Annotated in this window: 8 protein-coding genes; 3 read left to right on the top strand and 5 right to left on the bottom strand. The window is 36.0% G+C overall.

All coding sequences use genetic code 11. The features are described 5' to 3' along the window. Positions 1 to 6 precede the first annotated feature (6 nt). Genes IPI31_07245 through IPI31_07235 form a run of 3 tightly spaced genes read right to left on the bottom strand, consistent with a single transcriptional unit; the run spans position 7 to position 1501 of the window. Complete coding sequence (locus IPI31_07245) at positions 7 to 174, bottom strand: AtpZ/AtpI family protein (protein MBK7567612.1); 168 nt, start codon at positions 172 to 174, stop codon at positions 7 to 9. Positions 175 to 196: 22 nt separating this feature from the next. After that, positions 197 to 607 (bottom strand): polymer-forming cytoskeletal protein, encoded by a 411-nt coding sequence (locus tag IPI31_07240; GenBank protein MBK7567611.1) that lies wholly within the window; start codon positions 605 to 607, stop codon positions 197 to 199. 12 nt (positions 608 to 619) lie between these two features. Beyond that, a complete protein-coding gene (locus IPI31_07235) occupies positions 620 to 1501 on the bottom strand; it encodes a M23 family metallopeptidase (protein MBK7567610.1) in 882 nt (293 codons plus the stop codon). A gap of 85 nt (positions 1502 to 1586) precedes the next feature. On the opposite strand from IPI31_07235, the gene IPI31_07230 reads away from it, so the two are divergent. From IPI31_07230 to IPI31_07220, 3 genes are all read left to right on the top strand, one after another. Then, on the top strand, positions 1587 to 4196 hold the full coding sequence (locus tag IPI31_07230) for a hypothetical protein (GenBank protein ID MBK7567609.1): 2610 nt from the start codon (positions 1587 to 1589) through the stop codon (positions 4194 to 4196). Positions 4197 to 4205: 9 nt separating this feature from the next. Next, a complete protein-coding gene (locus IPI31_07225) occupies positions 4206 to 6494 on the top strand; it encodes a transglycosylase domain-containing protein (GenBank protein MBK7567608.1) in 2289 nt (762 codons plus the stop codon). A 132-nt stretch (positions 6495 to 6626) separates the two neighbouring features. Beyond that, positions 6627 to 8474 carry an excinuclease ABC subunit C gene (locus IPI31_07220; GenBank protein ID MBK7567607.1) on the top strand — a complete coding sequence of 616 codons (1848 nt, stop codon included), beginning with the start codon at positions 6627 to 6629 and terminating at the stop codon, positions 8472 to 8474. A gap of 1480 nt (positions 8475 to 9954) precedes the next feature. Here the strand turns inward: IPI31_07220 and gldN are convergent. Both gldN and gldM read right to left on the bottom strand, forming a co-directional pair. Then, positions 9955 to 10785, bottom strand: coding sequence for a gliding motility protein GldN (gene gldN / locus IPI31_07215; protein ID MBK7567606.1), 831 nt, complete (start codon positions 10783 to 10785; stop codon positions 9955 to 9957). A gap of 13 nt (positions 10786 to 10798) precedes the next feature. Next, on the bottom strand, positions 10799 to 12400 hold the full coding sequence (gene gldM, locus IPI31_07210; protein MBK7567605.1) for a gliding motility protein GldM: 1602 nt from the start codon (positions 12398 to 12400) through the stop codon (positions 10799 to 10801). Positions 12401 to 12435 lie beyond the last annotated feature (35 nt).

Genomic DNA, 12435 nt, shown 5'->3' with positions numbered 1-12435 from the left:
ACGCATTCATTTTTTATTCGGCTTAATAAAATCTTTGAGCACGGCGTACATACCTGCGGCTACTCCCAATAATGAAAGTATAACCGTAAACCACGGTTTTGTGTTCAGCAAAGCGTCTAATTTAATTCCGCCCCACACGCCAATAAATATTCCTGCAAATAGCTGAAATGCCATAGCAGAATATTTAAAATAATTATCAAATCGTGGCTTCCTGGTATTGCGGTCTGGCATCTACTATTTTAGTTTCTTTAGCACCCATATTGCATATGCCGTCGAAATGAGCTCCATTTTCAATAACAATCTTTGCAGTATAAATATTTCCTTCAACAATGGAGGAAGATTTTAACGTTAATACCTCGCTTACCTCAATATCGCCCGTAATTCTACCCTCAATATCCGCACTTTTACAATGCACATCACCCTCGATCAATCCGGTAGGCCCAACTGCCACCTTTGCTTTTGTGCGCAAAGTTCCGCGTATGGTGCCCTCAATCCTGAGGTCGCCGTCACTTTCTATTGTTCCTTCCACAATAGTTCCTAGATTGATCCTGTTTGAAATAAAAGAGTTGGGTGCAGACTGGGTTGTTGAATTTTTATTCCCAAACATAGTTTTTAAATTTTAGTTGAAGTTAATATAATCTTTTGGATTTATAGGATTTTTTTGATGCCAAAGTTCAAAATGCAGGTGCGGACCGCTACTCAACTCACCGGTATTTCCAATTACAGCTATAACATCACCGGCTTTCACCGAGTTTCCCGTTTTTTTAAGTATCTGAGAATTGTGTTTATAAAAGGAGATAAGTCCATGGTCATGTTGAAGTATGATCACGTTTCCGCTTTCGAGACTCCAATAACTATCGATAACAACCCCACTAAGACAAGCCTTTACCGGAGTGTTTTCGGGCGCCACGATATCAATTCCGTAATGTTTCTCTCTCGAACTGAATTCGGAAGTGACAGAACCCTTCACAGGAGGAAAAAAGTGCAATGATTCCAGATTCTGATCGCTCGTAACCTCCCTGGGATCGGCAAGACTAAGATTAAATAGGTCCTCCTGCGACACCTGATCACGTAACATTTTATCCGTTTCGGAGGCTTCCCCTATCTGAATGTTGGAATAATCCTTCTTTTCGATGCTATCCAAGGGCACAATAGTATCAATTTCACCACTTAATCGTTTTTGCAGGTTCGCGAAATAGATATCGTAAGCCTTGAGCGAAAGCAGCATGGAATCGGTAGTCCTGTTGTTTTTGGTGATCTGACGGGTGGTATTTACCTCGCTATAACCCACCACCAGATTTTTCAGGGGAGTGAAAACAATGGCGAGATATACGATCATCCCCACCAAAACCAATAAAGTGCTGAAAAGTATGATCACATTCAACAAGCTCAGGCGCAAAGAGGTTTGCACCTCAAAAGTCTTGTCGTGCATGAGCACTAACTTGTATTTAGTGCGCAATTTCTCCAACCAAAGATTGGTTTTTTTGTTACCTTTCGCCATTACTGCGTAAAACGCTATTTTATTTACTTTATTTAAAATATTTTTGTCGGAAATAAGTTATATACCCGGCAACAAACTATTGACTGTGAAACGAAATTTTTCCCTATTTATCGCTACAATTTTAATTCTTTTTTTTGTTTCTGCCTGCAGTTCAAGCAAAAATGGCAATAATAATATTGTTGTACGCAGTATCGACGACCTCATAGCAAGGGATAACGGGTATTTTAACGCCCGTTTGAGCATGAAGGAGAATGAGCGCACGCTTTGGGAAGGTCAAACGGATAACTACGAAGAAATTTTACCCATTTTCAAGTATGGCACTCAGGAACAGGCCTCCGGGGTTCAACCTGCCATGGATGAGATCGTAAAAAAGACCTCATTTGTGATCCAAATGCATAAAAAAAGCAAATGGGTGGATGATAGTTACTTTCTGATAGGTAAATCGAGTTTTTATAAACGCAATTATGAGGATGCCCTAACCACTTTTCAATACATAGTTTCTGAATATTCCGACATCATTGAAAAACAATCGGCAAATAAGCGTGTAAAGGAGGATGAAGATGGCGAATTGAATTTTGCAGAAAGATTAAAACATCAACCTGTTGCAAGTCAAGCCGGAATTTGGGTGGCACGCTCACTTATTGAACAAAAAAAATATAGCGATGCACATACTGTATTAAGCGTTTTAAAAAGCCGTGAAAATTTTCCTACTTGGTTGTTAGGGGAATTATATGCTGTAGAAGCCGATTGTTATATAAAAGAAAATCAGCGTGCAAATGCCATTGAACCTTTAATGGCAGCTATTGAAAATACTGATGACAAAAAACTTATTGTTCGATATAATTTTATTTTAGCACAATTATATTCCGAACAAAATAATTACGAAAAGGCACTTGCCACCTACCAGTTGGTATTGGATGGCAAACCAACTTACGACATGGATTTTTATGCCAAATTAAATATGGCTAAATTAACCATGGAAAATTACGGTGTTTCCGGAAAAGAATCCAAAGACGAATTATTGAGCCTGCTTAAGGATGAAAAGTATATTGAATTCTACGGACTTATTTATTATACACTTGCGGATATTGCACTCGCTGATAAACAAAAAGAACTTGGAATTGAATATCTGAATAAATCTGTAAGAAGTACAAACGAAGGAAAACAAAAAGGCACTTCTTACATGCGTTTAGGTGATATTTATTATGCTGATGTGGAATATAAATCAGCATATGCATATTATGACAGCACTGTATTAAATCTTCCAAAAGATCAACCCCGTTTTGAGGAGGTGAAAATGTTACGCGATAATTTAAAATTATTGGTGGATGAATTGACTATAATCGACACTGAAAAAAAGTTACAGTATTGGGCAGGATTATCTGAAAAGGAATTACTCAAAGAATTGGAAAAAATAATTGTTGAGGAAGAAGAAAAAGACACCGTAAATAATGAAATTATTGATCCCAATAATGTAGTGCAAGCCGGAACAAATACTGGTGGTGATTTTTATTTTTACAATATCACTTTACGCTCTCGCGGATTTTCCGAATTCAAGAAAAAATGGGATACCCGAAAATTGGAGGATAATTGGAGACGCAGTGAAAAAGGAAGTTTTGGTGAAGAAGAAACTGCAGCTGTTGATACTGCTGCAACAAAAACAATTGACCTTACAGGTAAAAATATTACGATTGATGCCATTACTGCAAGTCTCCCAAAAACACCCGAACAAATTGCATCTTCCAATGCAAAAATTGCAGGTGCATTATTCAGAGCAGGAATAATTTATAAAGAAAATTTTTCCAATAAACCAAAAGCTATACAATATTTTGAGGAAAATGTAACAGACTATCCTGCAAATTCTTACGAGGTTCAGGCATACTATCAATTATACCGATTGACAGGAAATCCCAAACAAGAGACATATAAAAATGCTATCCTGTCAAAATATCCTGAATCAGATTATGCCAAAATCATAGACGACCCCGACTATTTCAAAAAAAGGGATGAAAAAAAGAACGCATTGGACATTTTTTATACGCAAACCTATGATCTGCTCCAACAAAAAAACTATGTGGAAGTTAAAAACAGATCTCATATAGCGGATAGTTTATTCGTGCCCAATCCCTATAAACCAAAGTTTGAAATGCTAAATGCATTAACATTTGCAGATGCAGACAGTGTAGATATTTTCAAAAATGAATTGCAAAAGGTAGCAATAAAATACCCAACGCACGAGGTTGGAATTCGCGCTCAGGAAATTCTCGATTATCTGCGCAGAGGAAGTGTAATGGATGCGGTTGAAAAAGTTGCGCCTACTATTAATTATACTTATAAACCGGAGGAAGAACATTACTTTTTATTTTTGATGGGGGCAACCGGTAAAGATGCCACCACTATGAAAAATAATATAGCAACTTTTGATGCCTCCAATTTCGGCAGCGATAACCTGAAGATCAGTAGTTTATTATTGGGCAAGGAAAATAGTATCATTATGGTAAAATCATTTTCAAGTGCTGCAAAAGCTTTAACTTACTATTATACAATAAAAGATAACGCCAGCGTTTTTAATGAACTTACAAAAGAGGCATTTACCCCAATGGTAATTTCAAAATCAAATTACGTTCAGTTTTACAAGGCAAAAGACGTTACGGGTTATGAAGTTTTCTTCGAGGATAATTATATAAAAGATTAATTTAAAATTATGTCGGTAAAAGAAGAATTAGCTGTATACAAAAAACAGATAAAATGGTTTTGGCGGATCTTTTTTATCGGTGCCGGAGTAATGGCGTTATTTATCCTGTTATTATCCTTGGGTGTGTTTGGCAAATTGCCTTCTTTTGATGAATTAGAAAATCCTCAAAGTAGTCTTGCAACACAAATATTAACATCAGATGGAGAGTTGTTAGGAAGATTTTATAGAGAGAACAGAACCAATGCAACCTTAAAAGAAATTCCTCCGCATTTAATTCAGGCTTTAGTTGCTACGGAAGACAGAAGATTTTATGAACACAGCGGTATTGATGCAAAAAGCGTAATGCGTGTTATAATTAAGACTTTGATATTGCGTCAGGAGGAAGCGGGTGGTGGAAGTACACTTACACAACAACTTGCAAAAAATTTATATGGCAGACCTGTTGCAAGTAATAAATTTTCATTGGCAGTAATAAAATTAAAGGAGTGGGTTACAGCGGCTAAATTGGAGCGCAGATATACCAAAGAAGAAATTATTGTAATGTATTTGAATACTATTCCATACATCTACGATGCCAGCGGAATTAAAACTGCTTCTAAAACTTTTTTTAATAAAACTGTCGATTCACTTTCCATTGATGAGTCAGCGATCCTGGTAGGAATGGTAAATAATCCTTCCCTTTTTAATCCTGTGCGTTTTCCGGAAAGATGTTTGGAAAGAAGAAATATAGTACTTCATTCCATGGTGGAAACGGGAGATCTGAGTCAGGAAGAATATGATGTATATAAACAAAAACCCATTGCACTTGATTTTAAACGACAAGACCATAAAGCCGGAAATGGAACTTATTTCCGAGAATATTTACGCCAATGGCTTGGTGATTGGGTGGAAGAAAATGAAAAACCCGATGGTGGAAAATGGGATATTTATAAGGATGGATTAAAGATCTATACAACTATTGACAGCCGCATGCAAAGTTATGCAGAACAGGCTACCAGTCAATGGCTCACAAAATTGCAAAAGGATTTTAACGCACATTGGAAAGGAAATAAATACGAACCCTGGGCTTATCCTTATAGTGGCAGAACAAATCCAGGATTAATTGATAATGCGATGAAACAGAGTGAGCGTTATCGCAAAATGAAAAAAGCAGGCAAAAGTGAGGACGAAATAAACACAGCATTTCAGAAAAAGGATACGATGACGGTTTTTTCATGGTTTGCAAAAAACTATGATCTTGATACAGTAATGTCGCCTTATGATTCTATTAAATATGTAAAGAAAACATTGCAGCCGGGTTTTATGGCAATGGATCCGCATACAGGGGAGATCAAGGCTTGGGTTGGTGGTGTTGATATGCGTTATTATCAGTTGGATCACGTAAAACCCTCTCAGGGGCGACAGGTAGGTTCAACATTTAAACCTTTTGTATATACGGCAGCTATCGCAGATAAGGGATTTTCGCCCTGTTATCAGATACCGAATCTCCCTGTTACCTTCGAAAAGGGTAAAAAGTGGAGCCTGGTTTCCGATTGGACACCTAAAAACTCAGATGGAAGTTATGGCGGTATGTTAACCTTATCTCAGGGATTGGGAAAATCGGTAAACACGGTTACTGCATATTTACTTCGTGAAGTTGGAATTCAACCGGTTATAGATCTTGCTCATAACATGGGAATAGAATCAGAGATACCATTTCAGCCCTCTATTTGTTTGGGAACTCCGGAGGTTACCGTATATGAAATGACTGCGGCATATTCGGCCTTTGCAAATAAAGGTGTTGCTGTTCGCCCAGTTTTTGTGTCGCGAATTGAAGATAAAAATGGAAATATTATTGCTGAATTTCCTGCCAAAAGAGTGGAAGTTATGCGCGAAGAAATTTCAGCGGTAATGCTTGAAATGATGAAATATGTTGTAAACAATGGAACCGGCCAAAGGTTGCGCCGACAGGAATACGGTGGAATTACTTCAGAGGTAGCCGGAAAAACCGGTACAACACAGGAAAATACTGATGGTTGGTTCATGGGAATGGTGCCACAGTTAGTTTGTGGCGTATGGGTTGGCGCAGATGATCCTGTGGTACATTTTCGTTCCACGGCATTAGGACAAGGAGCAAACATGGCATTGCCTATTTATGGGTTCTTTATGAAAAGAGTGTACGCCGATAAATCCATCGGGATAGATCCGGCTGCGCGATTCTCACCCTTTGAGGGCACTCCAACTATCGAATTAAATTGTGGCAAATACAATAATAATCAGATAAACCAGTATGAAGAATTGATGGAAGGATATAATTAAACTTTTTTCAATTGCAATTTGTTTTCATCTTCAGTGTCTTTTATTCCTTTTATTTAAGTCTGTAAAGACTTGGAACCAACTTCTTTAATTTGGTCTGCGAGAAGGAAATCACAACCTGTTATATTTGCATTAATGAATTTGGATCAATTCAATAATATAGAAATTACACTTCCTCATAAACCTGGTATATATCGGTATTATGACAGGGAGTCTAAATTATTATATGTTGGAAAAGCCAAAAATTTAAAAAAACGCGTGAGCAGTTATTTTCAAAAAACAGATCACAGTGCGCGCATTAAATTGATGGTGAAACAAATTGAAAAAGTTGAATTCACCATTGTAAATTCAGAATCGGATGCCTTTTTATTGGAAAACACTTTAATAAAAACACAACAACCGAAATACAATGTTAATTTAAAGGACGGAAAAACATATCCCTTTATTGTAATAAAAAATGAAAGGTTTCCACGGATATTTTTTACACGAAAGAGGATTGAAGACGGCTCACAATATCTCGGCCCTTTTACCTCCAAAGGGAAAGTAAAATCTATTTTCGAGTTTATTAAATCCGTTTTCCCGATACGAACCTGTAATTATGTTTTATCAGAAACAAATATCAAAAATCACAAATTCAAAATTTGTCTCGAATATCATTTAGGAAATTGTAAAGGGCCATGTGAGGGTTTGATGAGCGAGCAAGAATATATGGATAATGTAAATAACATCATCAATATATTAAAAGGTAATTTGAGTTTTGTAAAAAGCAGTTTCAAACAAAAAATGCAAGAGCACGTTGAGCGATTAGAATTTGAGGCGGCAGAAGTTTTAAATAAAAAACTTGCAAGCATTGAAGACTATCAGGGAAGAAGTACTGTTGTAAACACCAATATTGATAATGTGGATGTTTTCAGCATTGCGGATGCAGGCAATTTTGCAGTTATAGGATATCTAAAAATAATGCAGGGAATGGTTACTCAGGCAAAAACTTTGGAGCTCATTAAAAAACTGGATGAGTCGAAAGAAGAATTATTGAGTATCGCAATAACAGAATTGCGTTTACAATTCAACAGTGATGCTAAAGAAATAATTGTTCCTGTTAAATCGGAATTAAGTGATGACACTATTGTGCAAACTATTCCATTGGCAGGAGAAAAAAAGAAGTTGCTCGATCTTGCATTTAAAAATGCATTATATGTGAGGGAAGAAAGGGAAGCCGGAAAAGAAAAGCGCGAAAATAAAAATAAAAATATCCGTATACTGGAAACCATCAAAAACGATTTTAAACTTACTACGCTACCCTATCATATTGAATGTTTTGATAATTCGAACATACAGGGAACAAATCCGGTAGCAAGTATGGTTTGTTTTAAAAATGCGAAACCAAGTAAAAAAGATTATCGCCATTTTAATATTAAAACAGTAATAGGTCCCGATGATTTTGCGAGTATGCACGAGATCGTTCACAGAAGATATAAACGTGTATTGGAGGAAGCTCTTCCCCTTCCACAATTAATTGTGGTGGATGGTGGAAAAGGGCAATTGTCGGCAGCAGTGGAAGCACTAAAGGAATTAGATATTTATGGCAAGGTTGCAATTTGTTCCATTGCAAAAAGATTGGAGGAAATTTATTTTCCAGATGACCAAACGCCCTTATATATAAATAAAAAAAGCGAGAGTCTGAAAGTAATTCAACAAATGCGCGATGAGGCACATCGTTTTGCAATTACCTTTCATCGATTAAAAAGAAGTAATGCTGCCATCACGTCTGAGCTTGATAATATAAAAGGAATAGGAGATAAAGCAAAAGCTGCTTTGATGAAAGAATTTAAATCCGTAAAACGGATCAAAAATACTTCACTGGAAGAACTTGCTAAAGTTGTAGGCAAGGCGAAGGCGTTGCTTATTAATAATTATTTTAATCCCAAGGTTTTGCCTGCGGACGAGGAGGGAGGAGAGAGGAGAAAGGAGGGAGGAGTTTAAATTTCTGACGAAATTTTAACAGATTCCACTGTTTGTTTTCCTGATACTTGATTCTTGATACCCGATACACTTAAAAAGGAGTTTAAATTTCTTGCGAAATTTTAACAGATTCCACTGTTTGATTTCCTGATACTTGATTCTTGATACCTGATACACTTAAAAAGGAGTTTAAATTTTTTGTGAAATTTTTATGTAGTATGTTATTTAAATTTAATCCCAATTAATAATTCATTCGAGTGAAAAGATAAAATTTTAATGCAAAGCATTGAGGCTTTCGCTCTCAGCGAAGGTCTCAATAATGGTACAATACAAAACAAAAAACCTCGCTAAGTGAGCATTCCTCTATCTCCGAAAATTGTTGGAGATCGATTTTACCCGAAAGATTATATACAATTTTATAACTTATGCAATTTAAATATCTTCCAAATGAGACCCTGAATAAGAAAATTCAAAGGGATCCTGCCTATCAAAATAATTTGATATTTCATGAAAACTAATCCCGCCCAAATTGTATCAGAGAATTTTCTATTCAGAATTCGCCCTAAATAGGAAATTAGTAATAAAAACATAGGGTTGAGAATTATGCTCTTTAATTTTCTTATTTAGGGTAACCCAGAGTAAGAAAATTGTTGGTGGTTAAATGTACGGCATTAAAACTTTTACTTTGCAAAATGAGACCCTGAATAAGAAAATTCAAAGAGATCCTGCCTATCAAAATAATTTGATATTTCATGAAAACTAATCCCGCCCAAATTGTATCAGAGAATTTTCTATTCAGAATTCGCCCTAAATAGGAAATTAGTAATAAAAACATAGGGTTGAGAATTATGCTCTTTAATTTTCTTATTTAGGGTAACCCAGAGTAAGAAAATTGTTGGTGGTTAAATGTACGGCATTAAAACTTTTACTTTGCAAAATGAGACCCTGAATAAGAAAATTCAAAGAGATCCTGCCTATCAAAATAATTTGATATTTCATGAAAACTAATCCCGCCCAAATTGTATTGGAGAATTTTCTATTCAGAATTCGCCCTAAATAGGAAATTAGTAATAAAAACATAGGGTTGAGAATTATGCTCTTTAATTTTCTTATTTAGGGTAACCCAGAGTAAGAAAATTGTTGGTGGTTAAATGTACGGCATTAAAACTTTTACTTTGCAAAATGAGACCCTGAATAAGAAAATTCAAAGGGATCCTGCCTATCAAAATAATTTGATATTTCATGAAAACTAATCCCGCCCAAATTGTATCAGAGAATTTTCTATTCAGGGTTTACCCTAAATAGAAAATTTGTAATAAAAACACAGGGTTGAGAATTATGCTCTTTAATTTTCTTATTTAGGGTAACCCAGAGTAAGAAAATTGTTGGTGGATTTAGATAACCCTAAAGTTTAATTACAATTTTCTAACTCTGGGTAAAAATAGAAAGCCGGCTATAAAAGCCGGCCTTCCGTTCAAGTATGAATAGAAAAGAAAGATAATTAAAATTCCCAGAGGTTATGTTCGTAATCAAAAATAACCTGTTTTATTTTTTCACTTTCCAGCACCTGGTCTATACCAGTTGCGTAATTTTCGATTAGGCGATCATACACGTTATCTTCTTTTACGATATAACTATTGAATAAACGCATTTCGAAAATATCTTCAAATGTAAGTGTTCTTGCGCTATTTTTCTCATTGAACACTTCGTGACGAATTATTATATTGCGAAGATCAGGGTAATAGATCCAAAACATTGGTTCTTGTCCGAGCACCTCACCGGTAGTAGGGTCCAACCTATCGCGAATCATAGTCAAACCTATGATTCTAACTACCATTGTGGAGGTTTCCTCATCAAAAACCCAATCTTCCTTTATTTGGATCTTTTGTACTGTTTGATAGTCGAACTCCGTTTTGGTCACTACAATTTTTTCCTCATATGTTTCTTCATCATAAATTGTAAGTGAATCGGTTCTATTAAATTTTAATAGTAATTCTTCTATCGGATATTCAAGACCTTCGCGAAAATCATCATAGGTAGGCTTGTAAGCCTTTAATTCACCCGTTACAACCGCATTGTAAACAATATCGGCAAATGGATCAACTGGCCAGGTAAATGGCAGATTAATTTTTTCTCTGAAGTCAATATTTCTCCATATCCTTTTTTCCCAAAAGATATCAGCTTCACGAATGTTGTCGTAAGGTATTACCTCTCTTGTGCCAAGTAATTCCCTTTTATACATACCATCCAATCTAGCAGCACTTGTAGGTTGTGCATGAGCAATGGAAGATAGAATAAATATTGCTGTTGATAAAACAAATAATCTTTTCATACTTAATTTGTTTTTAACCACCTATTAATTTAAAAGAAGTGTTTACAGGAACAGTTCTGCCATCAGGCATTTTAACAATTGCCTCAATTACAATTTTATCTCCGGCTTTTGCCTTTTTTTGTATATCCTTCATCATAGACGAAAATTTGTTGGAATTTGACACATCGGCAAGCACTGATCCAATTTTTGGAGCATGCGCAAGTTCAAAACTTACAACAGTATATGGTACCTGGAATACAAAGTCCGGGTTTTTAACTATAATGCTTTCTGCAGCTTTAAATTCTCCGAGTTTCAATGCACCACCTTTAGTATTTAATACATATACATAAGGATCCGGTATACGACGAACTCTGAATTTTTCTTCTGAAGTTTCTGATCCCTTTTCTGTTTTAACAGATACTACAATTTTATCTTCACCCGCAACAGTAGGTTTTGCATTATATTCTTCACCTTTAATACGAGTGATACCACAACCTGATGCTGTTACTTTTTCAGAAGCGTAACCCGGAACAGAAATTTTTATAGGGTTATCTATTCCTATATATAACACATTCATAGCTGTTGGTGACACAACGGCCTTACCAACTTCGAATGTTTCGTATCCAAATTCGAATGGATAGAATTTAAATTTACCCTCTTCACTTGGATGTTTAATTTTAATTACACCTTGAAAGTCGCGTTGCCCGGATGCAGCCTCTTTAATTTTACCCATACCGCCAACAACTTCGATCTGACGAGCTCCTGAGAGAGGTATATCAGTTCCTACAACTTCAAGAAATGCTTTTCCATTTGGATCATCCGGATCTTTTTTAACTGCAGAAGTAAATGAACCTAAATACACTTCCGGTTTAATGGATTCGGAAGTTGCACCGATAAAGATATCAGCTGTATACTCAGATCCCTTTCTCATATAGGCAGACGGGGCTACAACCTGGGCAGCCATTTTATCCACCTTAATGTCTTCTTTATAAATAGAACCTGCTAACTTTTCAATGATAGAGTTTTCAGTACTCTTTGCATCTTGTTGAAGTTTTGTAAGGATCGTTATACATGCTATTGCAGGTACACGATCGAAGTTATACGCACTCCAAGATTCTGCCTTTGAATCGGCAGGAATTTCATTGATAGATAAAGGAACCTCAATCAAAGGATCGTTTCCTACCAGAGCCAAAAATTTGGTTCTTGCCTCTTTGATCTTAGCTTCTAATTCTTCTCCTTTACCTTTTTTCAATAAAAGGTTACTTGTTTTTTCTGTTTCCCCTTCGGTTTTTAATTTTCCGGGATGGTCAGGATTATCACCTCCTGCTAGTACCTTAATTTCCTCTTTTAAGGATTCAACATAACCCACAAATTCTTCGCTGATCTTAGACGCTTCCTGACAATTCTTTAAGATTTGCTGAGTCGCTGGACGAGTATCCGTTAGTGCTATTTTTTCAACAAAACCGATAGTTCTGGTATTCTTTTCTGTAAGAATTTCATTACTGTCTTTGATACCCGCATTTACAAGATTAAACGCGTTGAGAATTTCCGCAGATACGTTCAATGCCAGCAGGGCTGTAAGCACCAGGTACATGAGGTTGATCATGAGCTGGCGTGGTTCCTTTGGTATTGACATTATTTTATATTTTTATTTAGTTATAAATTAATAAA

The organism is Bacteroidota bacterium, assembly GCA_016706865.1.
GTDB lineage: Bacteria > Bacteroidota > Bacteroidia > Chitinophagales > BACL12 > UBA7236.
This window is presented reverse-complemented; position numbering and strand designations above follow the sequence as displayed.